Below are 15,655 nucleotides of genomic sequence, written 5' to 3' on the forward strand. Positions count from 1 at the left end.
ATGGATTTCAGCGCTTCAGAAAGAACCTCTGAAGTACGGAACAATCATGTCTCTTTCACCCGGTCTCTTCGCGCGGCGGATTGCTCAAACTGTCGTGATTTTGCTACGACGATAATCGCTGCGATATTTTGAAGGCGATATGCCGGTTACCCGGCGAAATGCTGAGGCAAAATGGCTGGGGCTGTTGTAACCCACGGTCAGGGAGATACTGATAATGGAATCATCTGTTTCGGAAAGCAGGCGACGCGCTTCTTCCATCCGCAGCCGGATAAAATAGTGGGAAGGCGAAAGCCCGGTAGACTGCTTAAAGACGCGGCTGAAGTGGAATTCGCTCAGTCCGGTCAGACAGGCCAACCGCGCCAGGTCAAAGGGCTGAGCCAGATCGTCACGCATCGCCTTAAAGACCCGGTGTAATTTAAACGCCTGCAGGCCGCCGCGATGCCGCTTCGCATCGGTCCGGTAAGTACGTGCCAGATGGACCGCCAGCGCCTGGGCGATACCCTGAATAAACGGGCCGCTGGGTTGATTTTGCTGGTAAAGCTCCGCGCGTATATGTTCCAGCAAAGCGGACAGCGTTTCGTCCCGCTCTCCGGAGACTTCGCGCAATTCAACGCCCTGCATCATGGCTACGCCAATATAGACGTGCATTACGATGAACGGCGCGCCTGGCTCGGCTCGCCATCTCATTTCGGTGGGTGAATCTGCCGTAGTGAGAAAAAAATCCCCTGCGACAACGGGGTTTGCTATCCACCCTTCTCCCGGGGAGCGTTCTTCAACCAGGGCACAGCCTGAAAGTATCCACACAATGAAGGGCTCCGGCACGGCGGGAATAATAATCTTTTCCTGGACCTGGCGACGCGTCAGGATTTGGACAAATACATCCCGGGAGGAGAGCGCCCGGTGTTCCTTCTGCAACTCCCCGGGAATGTATTCTTCGAATGTCTCTGCGGAAGTACGCTGGGTCATGTTAATCGACTAGGCCAGTTTTACCAGGTTCAGGGCTGGCAGAGGACCGCCAGGGAACTGTTGCAGATGACCACCCGTTTCAAGGCTGCCTAAATCTATAGTGGCGAAGCCCATTCGCGCGGCCAATGCTTCCACTTCGGATTTCGCCCCGGCATCGTCTCCAGAGATAAACACGACGCGGCGTCCGCCCGCCTGGGCCGGATCCTGCGCCAGCACGCTGGCCAGAAGCGTGTTGAAGGCTTTGACGACGCGGGCGCCGGGTGCCCACTGCGTCATCACCTGGCTGGAATTTTTTCCACCGAGTTCGGCCAGGGTAAAGCCGGGTAAAATCACCGGATTGGTGGCATCAATCAGGATACGCCCACTCCAGTTTAGACCGCTTAGCGCGGCTTCGGTGCTGCTCCAGTTGGTGCTTACAAAAACTATCCCGGCTTCAGCCGCTTGCTGCACGGTACCCGCGCGAGCCCTGTCGCCTAACGCGTTCACCACTTCCGCCAGGCTGTCGGGGCCACGGCTATTGCTCAGAATAACGTTCAGCCCGGCATTGACAAGCTGTCTGGCAAAAGCCTGCCCGATGGCGCCAGCGCCAATAATACCCACGGTTTCTGTTTTCATCGCTTGTTTCCTTAAATGTATGGTTGAGAAGCTGACCAAATAGTAATCATCGCCATTCCATCTGTGTAGCCTATATAATTAGATGGATCCCATCTAACGGAGCGATACATGCTTGACGGTATGTCTATTGATCAACTGCGTACGTTTATTGCCGCAGTTGATGAGGGCAGTTTCTCGGCCGCTGGGCGCAAATTACGGCGGGCGCAGTCGGTCGTCAGCGCGACGCTGGCGAACCTTGAGTCTCAGGTTGGCTTTCCGTTGTTTGAGCGAACGGGGCGCTATCCCAGACTGACGGAGGCGGGGCTTGCCCTGCTGGAGTCAGCGCGTATTGCAACGGCGGGAATGGACGCGTTCAAGGCTAAGGCCCGCACCCTGGCTGAAGGGCTGGAGCCTGAACTTGTGGTATCCGTGGATGTGATGTTTCCTGTTGAAAAATTGACTGCCGCGGTGCAAGCCTTTCAGCAGGCCTTTCCTGCTACGCCCTTGCGTCTGTACGTGGAGGCGTTGGGTGGGGTACTTCAGCCTTTACTGGCCGGTAGCTGCCGGGTGGCGGTAATCGGCTCGCTACCCGATTTACCTGCGGGTTGTGCAGCTGAGTATCTTCTCAGCGTAGGCGCCGTAGCCGTGGTATCGCCAGATCATCCGCTGGCTAGAATAGCCAGCCCTCTCCTTCGTTCGGTTGTGCAGGAGCAGGTGCAACTGGTGTTGGCCGATCGTTCCACGCTCACTGCGGGGCGCAACTTCGGCGTTATGTCGGGCAAGACATGGCGTATAGGGGACATGGGAGCGAAGCATGCATTCTTACGCGCGGGGCTGGGTTGGGGCTATATGCCTTTGCCAATGGTTGAGGAAGATCTTGCCAGCGGTCGGCTGGTCGCTTTGAATTTACAGATGCAGCCTGACGTTGGCGCGGGATTTTCAATGTACGCCGTACATTTGAGGGAATACCCTCCAGGCCCGGCCGGACGCTGGTTTATCAATAAGCTCAAAGCGCATGCAAATGAATAAGGTGAATTAGCGATCTGACAATCAGGCCGGCGATGGTCATAAAAAAACCAGACCCTGGTCTGGTTTTTATCGCTGGAACTAGGTGTACATCATTGGCCAGTCCGGCGGCGTATGGCTCATTGCCTCAACCATGATCGTTTTAACGTTATTCCAGACCGCGGCCATATCCAGCAGGGTGATGCCCAGCAGGCCGGTGGCAAACCAGCATGCCGCCGCCAGACCCAGACAGGTGCTGATCACCGCCAGTACTGCGTAATCCGACTTTTTAAACTGAACGTTCAGGGTGCTGGCCAGAAACATCAGCACCGCGCTCAACAATTCCCAGCGTGCAAAGACAACACCGGTGGTAATAGCTGCCATAAGACCGATCCTCAAAGATATCCGCCGCCGGGTATAGCGCGACGTTGCCCGGACGTGGCAAACTGGCTATCGGCAAGCTCAGACTGACAAAATGAAACCATGTTTTGCGTTACGTCATATGTGTGAACTATATCACATTTGTTCTTTTATTCGCCAGTGGGCAAATGCATGAAAATGGCCTTTTTTAACCCTTTATTTAATATGGTTATAGGGCCGCAGGAATATATCTTTAATCAGCTAATTGCTCGGGTTGCGGTAACTTTATCGATAATTCATTGAGATAAGAAAACGTGTACAGGTAACCTGTGGTTGTACAATATTTACAGCCTCAGACCTATGGATTATGCTTCATCCGGTTACGTAATTAGCCCGTAATAAATAAATCAGGCTTTTACTGGTTATTATTTGCTGTACTTTTAATTTTACACACACATCTTTTTTCGACAGGGTCAGACAGCCGTAATAATAGATGCTGGCTGCGTATCCTTTCACTCCTGATTTATTCGTTGCGACATTTTTTATCTCGTTAAATGAGCGACGAATAAAACGATGAAGCAAGCAAATCGAGAGAATATAAATGACAGTACGCGGGCTCTGCACGCATTAGCTAAATTAATGCCAAAATTATCGTCGCAGCAAACCTTAACGGATCTTCTGCAGACGATTAATCATACCTTTGGCGCCCAGACCAGCTGGGTAATGGTGGAGGACGATGCGGGTCAGCAGCAGGTAGTCAGCGTCGGTGAATTAACCTGCCATTCCTCAGAAATTAAAGCCTTTCTTTCCAGCACGTTATTGCAGCGTCACCACCGCGCATGGCGGGTCATCTGTTGGAAAGAGAAGACCGGTACGCTTTTATTTCCTGCCATGCATCCGGGACACAGGCAACTACAGTGTGGCGTGCTGTATAAATTGTCGCTGCAACAGGATCGCTGCAACGGCTACTTCTTCCTCGGCTTTGCGCAACCGCAAAGCAGCATCACCGTGCTGAAACAGGTGGTGGTGATCCTGGTCGAAAAACTGAAGGACTATTTGACCGGTCTCGTTGCCCGTGAGCGCACGGCAAAAGAGATGCAGCGGGTGATCACCCAGTACAAAACCCTGTTTGAGCGGGCGCCGGTACTGATGAACTCCTTTGACCGCCATAGCCGCTGCGTATTGTGGAATGCCGAGTGCGAAAAGGTGTTTGGCTGGACGATGGTGGAGATCAACGCCCATGCCGATCCGCTGGCGCTCTTTTATCCAGACCCGGAGGAGCGCCGCCGGGTGCACGAGTCGGTGAATACCACCCCGCTGAACGATATGTACGAATGGCATCCGCTACGTCGGGACGGGGTTCAGCTGACCATCCTGTGGTCAAACATCTCTCTGCCGGACGGCTCAATCCTCAATATCGGGCTCGATATTACCGCGCGTAAAAAAGCGGAGCAGCAGCTGGAGATGAAGGCGACCACCGACGATCTGACACGCTGTCTGAATCGCTCTGCCATCCTGCAGCAGATTGGCGCTGCGCTGGAGGCCTGCCAGCGCGAAGAGGCGGATAGCCACTTCTCTGTCATGATGCTCGACCTGGATTTCTTTAAACAGATTAATGATAAGTGGGGGCATCTGGTGGGCGATGCTGCGCTGATGCATTTTTGCGACTGCCTGCGGAGGGTGATCCCCTCGGGGGCAGCGCTGGGCCGGGTAGGGGGAGAGGAGTTTTTACTGCTGCTGCCAAAAACCCGCAGTGACGCGGCGGTGCAGCTCTCCATGGTGCTCCGTCAGGCGCTCTCTCTCACGCCGCTCAAGGTCGGCAGCCGCACCTTAACACTCTCTTTCAGTGCGGGCGTGGTGGAGGTGAATGGAAAACCACGCGATACCTCATCGCTACTCATTAGCGCAGATAAGGCACTTTACGATGCCAAGCGCGGCGGAAGAGGTAAAACAATCGTCGCGGTTGATTATTTATAAATCACTTCAATCATCCTGACGGGTTAAATAGCACAAAATTTCATGATGAAGTTGCGCTTTTTTCATTCTGTAGGTAGTTTGGCTTAATCGACGATTTTCTGTTGAGTTATCCGGGAGCCTGGCTTCCTGGAACGGTAATTATTTAACTTAATAAACACGAAACGAATACTTTCAGTTTGGCTTACGGACAAATATTATCGGCATAACTCAATATTAGGTTATTGACGTTAAAAGTCAGTTGCTAACTTCGCATGATTCATGCAACGTAATCACCTGTTTAGCAAAGCATCCGGCCTTCATGACTACAGGCACATAAAAAGCAGGGATAATAGGGCGGAAATGAATCGTAACGCACGGGACAAGGTGCTGAGGATAGTCGGGGTTATCATGGTAGTTTTGCTACCTGTGATGCTTGCGCTATGGTTTGCTCAGCAACGCGCGGTCAACGAAACAAGCAGTCAACTTCGCTCATTTGCCGCACTCGCTTTAGACAAAACCGAACTGGTTATTCAGCAGGTTGAACTGGCACGTCAGGCGGCTGAAAAATACTCGGGTGATATTTGTACACCGGAACACCGACAATATATGTTAAATATTGTCCGGGGCCGACTCTACATTGCCGACCTGCTGTACGCCGAAGGTAAAGAGTTTCTCTGCTCAACAACCAGCACGCCTGAAAACCCCTATTTAATTTCTGCTGCCAATTACCAACGCGCGCCTGACGTCTCTATCTATTATTACCGCGATACGCCATTTTATGCGGGATATAAAATGACCTATATGCAGGTCGGTAATTATGTGGTGGTGGTTAATCCTCTGACCTATAGCGAAGTCATGTCATCCGACCGCTCCCTGGCGTGGGGGGTATTTGATACGGTGAACAACGACTTTTTCTCCATTAGCGAACAGGCAAAAGAAAATGCCTTAAAAAAGCTGATTGGCGATAACGAAGCTATATTCCAGAAAGAAGGTCGTTTTTACACTATTGTTCGCTCCGAGAAACGCCCGATTGCCGCGATTGTTTCGACCACCAATCAGCGTTTTTATGAAGTTCTCTATTATCAGGCAACGTTAACCCTGCCGCTGGGCATGATCAGCAGTATTATCATTTTACTGATGTGGTCGCGGACGCGACGCGAATTTAATTCACCAGGCCGCTTATTGCACCGGGCATTAAATAAAAGACAACTATGCCTGCATTACCAGCCGATTATCGACATAAAAACAAATGCGTGTGTCGGCGCAGAAGCGCTGTTGCGTTGGCCTGGTTTTAACGGTCCGGTAATGAGCCCGGTAGAGTTTATCCCGCTGGCAGAAAAAGAGGGGATGAGCGAACGCATCACCGATTATGTGGTAGAAGAAGTCTTCAGCGATCTGGGCCATTTCCTGGCCTGTAACCCGCATCTCTATATCTCCATTAACCTCTCGGCAACGGACTTCCACTCTTCACGCCTGATTGCGATGATCACCGATAAAGCCCGACACTATAATGTGCGGGCCCAGCAGATCAAAATTGAAGTGACGGAGCGCGGTTTCATTGATGTCCCCAGGACCACGCCGGTGATCCAGGCATTCCGCCAGGCGGGATATGAAGTGGCGATTGACGATTTTGGTACCGGCTATTCCAACCTGCACAACCTCTACTCGCTGAACGTGGATATCCTCAAAATCGACAAGACCTTCATCGATACGTTGACCACCAACAGCACCAGCCATCTTATCGTTGAGCACATTATCGAAATGGCCCAAAGCCTGCGCCTGAAAACCATCGCGGAAGGGGTAGAAACCGTGGAGCAGGTGATGTGGTTGAACAAGCGCGGCGTTCAGTATTGCCAGGGCTGGCACTTTGCCAAGGCGATGTCACCGCAGGATTTCATGACCTGGCAACATCAGCCCGTCGCGGCAGCCCTTGCTCATAGCCACTAGTTAAGCTGATGGCGATAGTCGCTGGGGGTGCGATCAAATTCGCGGCGGAAGACGCGGGAGAACGTCTGCTGGGAGACATATCCCAGATCCATGGCGATATCAAAAATGGGCCGCTGGGTGGTGCGTAACGCCTGGGCAGCCAGCAATAATCTGCGTTGACGAATGTATTCGCCCAGCGTCTGGTGCGTGACGGCGCGGAACATTCTCTGTAAGTACCACTTCGAGTAACCCGACTTCTTCGCCACCACATCAATACTCAAAGGTTGATCGATATGGTCATCCATCCATTCAATAAGTGTCTGAATAATTTGTTGATGTGACATAGAGCAGCCTCTCTCTGGATACACCTGTATCGGTTGATTCGTCGTTTTGTCTGCGGGCGAGTATAATTCCTCAAGTTAACTTGAGGTAAAGAGGTTTTATGGAAAAGAAATTACCGCGGATTAAACCGCTGCTGTCGCCGGGCGAGGTGGCAAGGCGTAGCGGTGTGGCGGTCTCTGCACTGCACTTCTATGAAAGCAAAGGGTTAATTAAAAGCATCCGCAACGCCGGCAACCAGCGCCGCTATACCCGTGACGTGCTGCGCTATGTGGCGATCATTAAGATTGCCCAGCGTATTGGCATCCCGCTGGCCACCATTGGCGAGGCGTTTGGCATCCTGCCGGAAGGGCATACCCTGAGCGCAAAGGAGTGGAAGGCTCTCTCTTCCCAGTGGCGCGATGAGCTGGACCGGCGCATTCACACTCTGGTGGCCCTGCGCGATGAGCTGGATGGATGTATTGGTTGCGGATGCCTGTCGCGCAGCGACTGCCCGCTGCGTAACCCTGGCGATAAGCTGGGCGAACAGGGTACCGGCGCGCGGCTGCTGGAAGAGGATTAGCCGGACATATAAAAAACTAAAGCGCCACAACAGGGCGCTTTAGTTATTCCCGGTCTTTGTCTTTCTCTCTATCCCGCTGGTTCACAGGAGGGTTTCCCCCGACATCAACACCCCTCAGTCGAGCATCTGGTGGAGGTTCCGGCTTGTGCTGACACTTTAAGTCTAGGCCGCAGCCTTAGCTTTGCCAGCCTCATCGCGCAAAAACTCGGCAAAATTTTTTCGCCAGGTTGTGCAATTTTCTATAGTTAGTGGATACGCCTGACTGGAGATAACAATGATAACGGTCCACCACCTCAATCAGTCCCGATCGCAGCGCGTGCTCTGGGCGCTGGAAGAGCTCTCGCTGCCTTACCAGATCGTTCTTTATCAGCGGGATAAGACCATGATGGCCCCCGCCACGCTGCGTAAAATCCACCCGCTGGAAAAATCTCCGGTGCTGGAGGACAACGGCCTGATCCTGGCGGAATCGGGCGCTATCCTCGAATATTTGCAGGAAACTTACGATCCCGGGGGACAGATGAAGCCGCAGGAGCGTGAGCTAAAACTGCAATACCGTTTCTGGCTCCATTACGCAGAAGGCTCGTTAATGCCGCTGCTGCTGATGAAGCTGGTCTTCGCCAGCCTCGGTAAACCGCCCGTCCCGTTTGGCCTGCGAACGCTCGGCAAGGTGCTGGGGCAGGGGGTAGAGAAGGCCTATCTTAACCGCCAGCTGGAAACGCATGCCCGCTTTCTGGAGTCCTCGCTGGAGAAGCATCGTTGGTTCGCCGGGGATCATCTCAGCATGGCGGACGTGCAGATGAGCTTTCCGGTCTTCGCCCTGCTGGAACGCGGCGGCATAGATAATCTTCCCCGCCTGCAAAACTGGAAGAAAAATGTCGAAATGCGTCCGGCCTGGCAGCGGGCGATCCAGCAGGGCGGGCCGTTCGAGATCCCTGGCGGGTCCTGAAATTGTTATCAAATTGCGCATTCACGATAACGTTTGCGCATACTCTGTTCACTTCTTCACCGCCTCGCACGCATTTTAGCGAAAAACGTCAAAGTTAAGTTGAAAATGCCCGCATTGAGGACGGATAATCGTTTGCCTTCATTTCGACACCCGTTTTGTCAGCGCAAAGCTAAACGTTTGCTTTTTTTATGACTCCCCTTTTTGTCATAAACGCAGCACAAGGATATGACGTTTAGCGGGTCGTGGAGTGTCCGTCACGCTGACAGACGACAATTATAATTTTCAGGGGATGTTTTCTATGTCTACGCCATCTGCGCGTACCGGCGGTTCACTCGACGCCTTTTTTAAAATTTCTGCCCGCGGCAGCACCGCGCGTCAGGAGATCGTTGCCGGTCTGACGACTTTCCTGGCGATGGTCTACTCGGTGATCGTGGTGCCGGGCATGCTGGGTAAAGCTGGTTTCCCACCGGCGGCGGTCTTTGTCGCCACCTGTCTGGTTGCCGGTGTCGGCTCCATCGTGATGGGCCTGTGGGCTAACCTGCCGCTGGCGATCGGCTGTGCCATCTCGCTGACCGCTTTTACCGCGTTCAGCCTGGTGCTGGGTCAGCAGATCAGCGTGCCGGTTGCGCTGGGCGCCGTGTTCCTGATGGGTGTGCTGTTTACCATTATCTCTGCCACCGGTATCCGTAGCTGGATCCTGCGCAACCTGCCGCAGGGCATCGCCCACGGGACGGGGATTGGTATCGGTCTGTTCCTGCTGCTGATTGCCGCCAACGGCGTGGGTCTGGTTATCAAAAACCCGCTGGACGGTCTGCCGGTTGCGCTGGGTAATTTCGCCAGCTTCCCGGTGATCATGTCGCTGATTGGCCTGGCGGTGATCATTGGTCTGGAAAAACTGAAAGTGCCGGGCGGCATCCTGCTGACCATCATCGGCGTCTCCATTGTCGGCCTGATTTTCGATCCTGCCGTACACTTCTCCGGCGTATTCGCCATGCCATCCCTGAGTGACGAAAATGGCAACTCGTTGATTGGCAGCCTGGATATCGTAGGGGCGCTCAACCCGGTCGTGCTGCCAAGCGTGCTGGCGCTGGTGATGACCGCGGTCTTCGATGCCACCGGTACCATCCGCGCGGTAGCCGGTCAGGCTAACCTGCTGGATAAAGATGGCCAGATTATCGACGGCGGCAAAGCGCTGACCACCGACTCCCTGAGCAGCGTCTTCTCGGGTCTGGTCGGGGCGGCACCTGCTGCGGTGTATATCGAATCGGCGGCGGGTACGGCGGCAGGCGGTAAAACCGGTCTGACGGCGATCACCATCGGCGTGCTGTTCCTGCTGATCCTGTTCCTCGCGCCGCTCTCGTATCTGGTGCCGGCTTACGCCACCGCCCCTGCGCTGATGTATGTGGGTCTGCTGATGCTGAGCAACGTGGCGAAGATTGATTTTGCCGATTTCGTCGACGCAATGTCCGGCCTTATCACCGCGGTATTTATCGTGCTGACCTGTAACATTGTTACCGGCATCATGATTGGTTTTGCCTCGCTGGTGATTGGCCGTATCGTCTCAGGCGAATGGCGTAAACTGAACATCGGTACGGTGGTGATTGCCGTCGCGCTGGTGGTCTTCTACGCGGGCGGCTGGGCTATCTAAGCCATATGCGGCGTAAAAAGACGGGTGGCTCAGGCCGCCCGTTTTTATTTTCAGGACACATCTCGTTGTCTTATGCGTTACTCTGGGAAAGGTACATTAAGGCACGATGCCAGTGGCCTAAACGAACAGAATTATCGCAAACAGGGAACGCATGGAAATTTTCTTCACAATACTCATCATGACCCTTGTGGTCTCACTTTCCGGGGTAGTTACCCGCGTACTGCCCTTTCAGCTACCGCTGCCGCTCATGCAGATTGCCATCGGTGCTCTGCTGGCCTGGCCGACGTTCGGATTGCATGTCGAGTTTGATCCGGAACTGTTTCTGGTGCTGTTTATTCCTCCTTTGCTTTTTGCCGACGGCTGGAAAACGCCCACGCGCGAGTTTCTTGAGCACGGGCGCGAGATCCTGGGTCTGGCGCTGGCGCTGGTGGTTATCACCGTCATGGGGATCGGTTTTCTCATCTACTGGGTGGTGCCGGGGATCCCGCTGATACCAGCCTTTGCACTGGCGGCGGTGCTGTCGCCAACGGATGCCGTGGCGCTCTCCGGCATCGTCGGTGAAGGGCGCATGCCGAAAAAAATCATGGGCATCCTGCAGGGTGAGGCGCTAATGAACGACGCCTCCGGTCTGGTGGCCCTGAAGTTTGCCGTTGCCGTGGCGATGGGCACCATGATTTTTACCGTCGGCGGCGCCACCGTAGAGTTCTTGAAAGTGGCGATTGGCGGTATCCTCGCCGGGTTTGTGGTGAGCTGGCTGTATGGCCGTTCGCTGCGCTTCCTCAGCCGCTGGGGCGGTGATGAACCCGCCACGCAGATCGTACTGCTGTTCCTGCTGCCATTCGCCTCTTATCTGATTGCCGAGCACATTGGCGTGTCGGGCATTCTGGCGGCGGTGGCCGCGGGGATGACCATCACCCGTTCCGGCGTGATGCGTACCGCGCCGCTGGCGATGCGCCTGCGTGCCAACAGCACCTGGTCGATGCTGGAGTTTGTCTTTAACGGCATGGTCTTCCTGCTGTTGGGCCTGCAGCTGCCGGGCATTCTTGAGTCTTCGCTGGTGGCGGCAGAGGCTGACCCGAACGTCGACACCTGGATGCTCTTTACCGATATCGTGCTGATTTATTCCGCGCTGATGCTGGTGCGTTTCGGCTGGCTGTGGACGATGAAAAAATTCAGCGTCCGCTTCCTGAAAAATAAACCGATGGAGTTTGGCTCCTGGACGACCCGTGAACTGCTGATTTCCACCTTTGCGGGCGTGCGCGGGGCGATCACCCTGGCCGGTGTGCTCTCCATTCCGCTGCTGTTGCCGACCGGCGATGTCTTCCCGGCCCGCTACGAGCTGGTGTTCCTGGCCGCCGGGGTGATCTTGTTCTCGCTGTTTGTCGGCGTGGTGATGCTGCCCATCCTGCTGCAACATATGGAGGTGGGCGATCACGTCCAGCAGCATAAAGAGGCGCGTATCGCCCGGGCGGCCACCGCGGAAGTGGCGATTGTCACCATCCAGAAGATGGAAGAGCGCCTGGCGGCCGATACCGAAGAGAACCTCGATACGCAGCTGCTGAAAGAGGTGAGCTCGCGGGTCATTGGTAACCTGCGCCGCCGTGCGGATGGCCGAAATGACGTAGAGAGCTCGCTGCAGGAAGAGAACCTGGAGCGTCGCTTCCGCCTGGCCGCGCTGCGCGCCGAACGTGCGGAGCTTTATCATCTGCGCGCCACCCGGGAGATCAGCAACGAGACGCTGCAAAAACTGCTGCACGATCTCGATCTGATGGAAGCCCTGTTGGTTGAGAAGCCGTAATGGTTGATTGCCCGGTGGCGCTGCGCTTACCGGGCCTGGTAAACCGTAGGCCGGGTAAGGCGACGCCGCCACCCGGCGCTATTCTCCCACCCAAAACCCTTCACAACATTTCAACCACGCCTGAGCGCTGTGCGACAGATAGACCCCTTCCCGCCAGATCATCCCCAGCTGCCAGTGCAGATCGCTCTGGAGCGGGATCCAGCGCAGGGTCTTTTTATCCAGCCGTTCGCAGATGGGCTGCGGCAGGATGGCAATTCCCACCCCCGCCTGCACCATGGCGGCCAGAAAGTCCCACTGCCCGCTGCGCACCGCGATACGCGGCTTAACGCCGTGCTGGTTGAACAGCTGCATCAGCTGGCGGCTGAGGGCAAAATCTTCGTTGTAGATCAGCAGCGGATGCTCGGCGAGGAGTTCAGGGTTGATGGCGTCGAGCGACAGCCAGCTGCCGGAGCGCGGCACCAGCACACAGAGCGGATGGCTGAACAGCGGCAGCGCCGTCAGACCGCTATCCTCTTCCACCGGCAGGGCGGTCATGGCCAGATCCAGCTCGCCGTTGATCACCGCCTGCTGGACGGTTAAGCCGCCAAATTCAGAAATTTTTAGCTCCACGCCGGGATAACGCTGGCGAAACAGGCCGATAGGGCCCGCCATCATCATTCCTACCATTGGCGGGATACCGAGGCGCAGTATGCCCTTGTTCAGGTGGTTGATGTCGCCAAGCTCGGCCTCCAGCTGGCGAAACTCCGCCAGGATCGCCAGCCCGCGCTCAAACACCACGCGGCCTGTGTCGGTCAGCAGCAGCTTGCGCCCGTCGCGGATCAGCAGGGTACAGTTGAGTTCATCTTCGAGGTTTTTCAGCATTTTGCTGATGGTGGGCTGGGTAACAAAGAGCTTCTCCGCGGCGCGGGTAAAACTCTGCTGGCGGACCACTTCGACAAAGTAACGCAGCGTGCGTATGTCCATGACTATTCCTCGAAACTATACCTTTGATGATTTTAATTCATTTCAGTCAATTACGGGCGCTGACTATACTGGCGCTCCGTCTCATTTTGAGGAAATCCCCCATGACCGTGGCGTTAGGTCGCGTTACGCCTGCCGTCGTGCAACGACTCCAGGTACCGGTTCAGGTCCTGCTCTATGCCGCTCTTTTTGTCTTCGCTGAATACCTTGTTCGCTGGCTCCATCTGCCGCTGCCGGCCAATCTGGTCGGCATGGTGCTGATGTTCAGCCTGATCCTCTGTCGCGTTATTCCTCTCAGCTGGGTGCGGGCGGGGTCGCGCTGGCTGCTGGCGGAGATGCTGCTCTTTTTCGTTCCGGCAGTGGTGGCGGTAGTCAATTACGTCCAACTGCTGATGGTGGACGGCTGGCGTATCTTTGCGGTGATCGCCCTGAGCACGCTGATGGTGCTGGGCGCGACCGCGTGGGTGGTGGATAAAGTCTACCGCTTTGAAATCAGCAGGCAGAAACATGACTAACTTTCAGGTCAGCGTCCTCTGCCTGGTGGTGACGCTGATTATCTATTTTGCCAACAAGCGCCTCTACCGCCGCTTCCGTAAACTGCCCCTGATGCCGCTGGTTTTCACCCCGATCCTGCTGGTGATGATGCTGGTGTGGGGGCATATCTCGTGGCAGAACTATATTGGCGAAGCGCACTGGCTGCTGTGGCTGCTGGGTCCGGCGACCATCGCCTTTGCGGTGCCGGTCTACGACAACCTCGCGGTGATAAAACGCCACTGGATGTCGCTCTCTGCCGGGGTGATCACCGCCACGGTGGTGGCCGTCACCAGCTCGGTCTGGCTGGCGCGGTTGTTTACCCTGTCGGACGAGATCCAACGCAGCCTGGCGGTACGCTCCGTCACCACGCCTTTTGCCCTGGCGGCGGCAAAACCGCTCGGCGGACAGCCGGATCTGGTGGCGCTGTTCGTGGTGGTCACCGGGGTGTTTGGTATGGCGGTAGGGGACATGCTTTTTCTGCGCCTCTCCATTCGTGAAGGGATGGCGAAAGGGGCCGGGTTTGGCGCGGCCTCCCACGGGGCGGGCACCGCGCGCTCCTACGAGCTCGGCCAGCAGGAGGGCGTGGTGGCAAGCCTGGTGATGATGCTCTCCGGCGTGGTGATGGTGCTGGTGGCCCCGCTGGTGGCGTGGGTGATGTTCTGATAAATGCCGGGTGGCGCTGCGCTTACCCGGCCTACCGGTTCTGAATGCGGCGCTAACGGTTCAACCGCCGCACAATCCGCTCCACCTTCTGGCGGAAATCCGCCGCGACCTGAGCGGGTGCCTGGCCCTGCTCCAGTTTTTCCCGCGCCGAGGTGAACTGGTCGATCACCTGTAAATCCTCGATATAGGGCGTGGCGACAACTGTGGTGTGCAGCGACTGCGCCTGGCGTAGCCCGGCAATCACCGGATCCTGCGGGTCAATCACCCCTTTCTCCGTCAGCTGCGCCTCCGCCGCCTTGTTGAGCGGAATGCCGCGCTCCAGCCCAAGAGCCTCCACCGACTGCGGATCGTTAAGCAGGTAATTCACCAGAATCGCCGCCTCTTTCGGATGCTTCGTCGATTTTGCCACCGACAGCATCTGTGCCGTTTTGAAGTAGACCCCGGACTCCTCTGTGCCGGGCTGCATCACGTAATCGCCCAGCACCAGTTTCGCCGGTGGCGTCATGTTGTTGGCAAACATGCGAATGGTGATGTTCCAGGTGAAGAGCCCGCCCCACTCACCGTTAATCCACGGCTTCATCTCATAGAGGTTGCCCTTGCCGTAGGAAGAGAGGGTTTTGGGCGACGGCAGAACGTGGTCGTCGCTCAGACGTTTCACAAAATCGAAGGCCTCGACCCACTGCGCGTCGTTCCAGGCGAAGGTGCCATCACTGTTGAACATCGACTTCTGGTGGGTCTGCATCATGTACGCATTGAGCAGCAAAATGACATCCTGATCGACCATGGCGTAGGGGTAGTAGTTGTTGCCCAGCGTCTGCTGGAACACTTTCCCGGCGGCAAAAAAGTCGTCCCAGGTTTTCGGATACGCCAGCCCGGCTTTCTGCCAGGTGACGTCGTTGTAGTAAAAGACCGGGGCGTTGACCGAAATCGGCAGGCCATTGAGCTTGCCTTTCACCGTGGTCGATTGCAGATCCTGCGCCTGGTACTGGCTTAAATCGAGCTCCGCTTTCAGCTTATTCAGGTCGTAATACCCTTCGCCGTTTTTGGAAAAGAGGATCAGCCAGGGCCAGTTGGTCTGCATTACGTCCGGCTCGGTGCCGCTCGCCATCTGGGTGGTCAGGCGCGAAAGATGCCCGTCCCAGCCGGTGTATTCGGGCTTCACCTTAATCTCCGGATGCGCTTTTTCGAAGGCTTCCAGCGCCTTGAGTGTGGCCTGGTGGCGGCTGTTGCCACCCCACCACGACATGCGTAGTTCAACGGGCGATTGTGCCCAGACAGAGGTACAGGAAAATAACAGCGATGCGATAACACCTGAAACGAGTTTTTTCATTATTGTCTCCGGAACAGAGGCATAAATATTGTTATTAAACAGGTGAGTAACTGCACAATACTACCGGC

15 protein-coding genes are annotated in these 15,655 nt (G+C 55.6%); 9 read left to right on the forward strand and 6 right to left on the reverse strand.

From position 1 onward, the window contains the following. Positions 1 to 84: 84 nt before the first annotated feature. Together C2U54_RS06285 and C2U54_RS06290 are read right to left on the reverse strand one after the other, a co-directional pair. The gene (locus C2U54_RS06285) at positions 85 to 966 is read right to left on the reverse strand and encodes a helix-turn-helix domain-containing protein (protein ID WP_103177863.1); all 882 of its coding nucleotides are present in this window, start codon (positions 964 to 966) and stop codon (positions 85 to 87) included. Positions 967 to 975: 9 nt separating this feature from the next. Continuing rightward, positions 976 to 1,581 carry an NADPH-dependent F420 reductase gene (locus tag C2U54_RS06290; protein ID WP_103177864.1) on the reverse strand — a complete coding sequence of 202 codons (606 nt, stop codon included), beginning with the start codon at positions 1,579 to 1,581 and terminating at the stop codon, positions 976 to 978. Between the two features lie 108 nt (positions 1,582 to 1,689). On the opposite strand from C2U54_RS06290, the gene C2U54_RS06295 reads away from it, so the two are divergent. Next, complete coding sequence (locus tag C2U54_RS06295; RefSeq protein ID WP_103177865.1) at positions 1,690 to 2,589, forward strand: LysR family transcriptional regulator; 900 nt, start codon at positions 1,690 to 1,692, stop codon at positions 2,587 to 2,589. A 78-nt stretch (positions 2,590 to 2,667) separates the two neighbouring features. On the opposite strand, the gene C2U54_RS06300 is transcribed toward C2U54_RS06295, so the two are convergent. Then, a complete protein-coding gene (locus C2U54_RS06300) occupies positions 2,668 to 2,949 on the reverse strand; it encodes a YjcB family protein (protein WP_103177866.1) in 282 nt (93 codons plus the stop codon). A 549-nt stretch (positions 2,950 to 3,498) separates the two neighbouring features. Between C2U54_RS06300 and C2U54_RS06305 the strand changes: the two genes are divergently transcribed. Next, positions 3,499 to 4,902 (forward strand): sensor domain-containing diguanylate cyclase, encoded by a 1,404-nt coding sequence (locus tag C2U54_RS06305; protein WP_103177867.1) that lies wholly within the window; start codon positions 3,499 to 3,501, stop codon positions 4,900 to 4,902. Positions 4,903 to 5,241: 339 nt separating this feature from the next. Then, the gene (locus tag C2U54_RS06310) at positions 5,242 to 6,828 is read left to right on the forward strand and encodes an EAL domain-containing protein (RefSeq protein ID WP_103177868.1); all 1,587 of its coding nucleotides are present in this window, start codon (positions 5,242 to 5,244) and stop codon (positions 6,826 to 6,828) included. Here the strand turns inward: C2U54_RS06310 and soxS are convergent. Next, on the reverse strand, positions 6,825 to 7,151 hold the full coding sequence (gene soxS, locus C2U54_RS06315; protein ID WP_103177869.1) for a superoxide response transcriptional regulator SoxS: 327 nt from the start codon (positions 7,149 to 7,151) through the stop codon (positions 6,825 to 6,827). The two genes, C2U54_RS06310 and soxS, sit on opposite strands and share 4 nt — an antisense overlap. Positions 7,152 to 7,249: 98 nt before the next feature. On the opposite strand from soxS, the gene soxR reads away from it, so the two are divergent. The 4 genes from soxR to C2U54_RS06335 all read left to right on the forward strand — a co-directional run bounded on the left by soxR (position 7,250) and on the right by C2U54_RS06335 (position 12,100). Continuing rightward, complete coding sequence (soxR, locus tag C2U54_RS06320) at positions 7,250 to 7,708, forward strand: redox-sensitive transcriptional activator SoxR (RefSeq protein ID WP_103177870.1); 459 nt, start codon at positions 7,250 to 7,252, stop codon at positions 7,706 to 7,708. Positions 7,709 to 7,982: 274 nt separating this feature from the next. Then, positions 7,983 to 8,654, forward strand: coding sequence for a glutathione S-transferase family protein (locus tag C2U54_RS06325; RefSeq protein WP_103177871.1), 672 nt, complete (start codon positions 7,983 to 7,985; stop codon positions 8,652 to 8,654). Between the two features lie 298 nt (positions 8,655 to 8,952). Continuing rightward, a complete protein-coding gene (ghxP, locus tag C2U54_RS06330) occupies positions 8,953 to 10,302 on the forward strand; it encodes a guanine/hypoxanthine transporter GhxP (RefSeq protein ID WP_103177872.1) in 1,350 nt (449 codons plus the stop codon). A 151-nt stretch (positions 10,303 to 10,453) separates the two neighbouring features. Beyond that, the gene (locus C2U54_RS06335) at positions 10,454 to 12,100 is read left to right on the forward strand and encodes a Na+/H+ antiporter (RefSeq protein WP_103177873.1); all 1,647 of its coding nucleotides are present in this window, start codon (positions 10,454 to 10,456) and stop codon (positions 12,098 to 12,100) included. A 78-nt stretch (positions 12,101 to 12,178) separates the two neighbouring features. Here C2U54_RS06335 and C2U54_RS06340 read toward each other — a convergent pair whose 3' ends face one another. After that, positions 12,179 to 13,063 carry a LysR family transcriptional regulator gene (locus tag C2U54_RS06340; RefSeq protein ID WP_103177874.1) on the reverse strand — a complete coding sequence of 295 codons (885 nt, stop codon included), beginning with the start codon at positions 13,061 to 13,063 and terminating at the stop codon, positions 12,179 to 12,181. Between the two features lie 101 nt (positions 13,064 to 13,164). Here C2U54_RS06340 and C2U54_RS06345 point away from each other — a divergent pair, with 101 nt between their 5' ends. Continuing rightward, positions 13,165 to 13,575, forward strand: a complete 411-nt coding sequence (locus C2U54_RS06345) for a CidA/LrgA family protein (RefSeq protein ID WP_103177875.1) — start codon at positions 13,165 to 13,167, stop codon at positions 13,573 to 13,575. Continuing rightward, positions 13,568 to 14,257: an LrgB family protein gene (locus tag C2U54_RS06350; protein ID WP_103177876.1), complete on the forward strand. Its 690-nt coding sequence runs from the start codon at positions 13,568 to 13,570 to the stop codon at positions 14,255 to 14,257. The genes C2U54_RS06345 and C2U54_RS06350 overlap by 8 nt, the downstream gene beginning before the upstream one ends. Positions 14,258 to 14,309: 52 nt before the next feature. Here the strand turns inward: C2U54_RS06350 and C2U54_RS06355 are convergent, their stop codons facing one another. After that, entirely contained in the window at positions 14,310 to 15,587 is a 1,278-nt protein-coding gene (locus C2U54_RS06355; RefSeq protein ID WP_103177877.1) for an ABC transporter substrate-binding protein, read from the reverse strand. Positions 15,588 to 15,655: the final 68 nt, after the last annotated feature.

Origin of the sequence: Leclercia sp. LSNIH1, from assembly GCF_002902985.1 — a bacterium.
In the GTDB taxonomy this organism is placed as follows: Bacteria; Pseudomonadota; Gammaproteobacteria; order Enterobacterales; family Enterobacteriaceae; genus Enterobacter.

Excerpts from the sequence above, each read along its gene's own strand:
- C2U54_RS06285 (WP_103177863.1), bottom strand. The coding sequence starts at position 966 with ATGACCCAGCGTACTTCCGCAGAGACATTCGAAGAATACATTCCCGGG.
- C2U54_RS06290 (WP_103177864.1), bottom strand. The coding sequence starts at position 1,581 with ATGAAAACAGAAACCGTGGGTATTATTGGCGCTGGCGCCATCGGGCAG.
- C2U54_RS06295 (WP_103177865.1), top strand. The coding sequence starts at position 1,690 with ATGCTTGACGGTATGTCTATTGATCAACTGCGTACGTTTATTGCCGCA.
- C2U54_RS06300 (WP_103177866.1), bottom strand. The coding sequence starts at position 2,949 with ATGGCAGCTATTACCACCGGTGTTGTCTTTGCACGCTGGGAATTGTTG.
- C2U54_RS06305 (WP_103177867.1), top strand. The coding sequence starts at position 3,499 with ATGAAGCAAGCAAATCGAGAGAATATAAATGACAGTACGCGGGCTCTG.
- C2U54_RS06310 (WP_103177868.1), top strand. The coding sequence starts at position 5,242 with ATGAATCGTAACGCACGGGACAAGGTGCTGAGGATAGTCGGGGTTATC.
- soxS (WP_103177869.1), bottom strand. The coding sequence starts at position 7,151 with ATGTCACATCAACAAATTATTCAGACACTTATTGAATGGATGGATGAC.
- soxR (WP_103177870.1), top strand. The coding sequence starts at position 7,250 with ATGGAAAAGAAATTACCGCGGATTAAACCGCTGCTGTCGCCGGGCGAG.
- C2U54_RS06325 (WP_103177871.1), top strand. The coding sequence starts at position 7,983 with ATGATAACGGTCCACCACCTCAATCAGTCCCGATCGCAGCGCGTGCTC.
- ghxP (WP_103177872.1), top strand. The coding sequence starts at position 8,953 with ATGTCTACGCCATCTGCGCGTACCGGCGGTTCACTCGACGCCTTTTTT.
- C2U54_RS06335 (WP_103177873.1), top strand. The coding sequence starts at position 10,454 with ATGGAAATTTTCTTCACAATACTCATCATGACCCTTGTGGTCTCACTT.
- C2U54_RS06340 (WP_103177874.1), bottom strand. The coding sequence starts at position 13,063 with ATGGACATACGCACGCTGCGTTACTTTGTCGAAGTGGTCCGCCAGCAG.
- C2U54_RS06345 (WP_103177875.1), top strand. The coding sequence starts at position 13,165 with ATGACCGTGGCGTTAGGTCGCGTTACGCCTGCCGTCGTGCAACGACTC.
- C2U54_RS06350 (WP_103177876.1), top strand. The coding sequence starts at position 13,568 with ATGACTAACTTTCAGGTCAGCGTCCTCTGCCTGGTGGTGACGCTGATT.
- C2U54_RS06355 (WP_103177877.1), bottom strand. The coding sequence starts at position 15,587 with ATGAAAAAACTCGTTTCAGGTGTTATCGCATCGCTGTTATTTTCCTGT.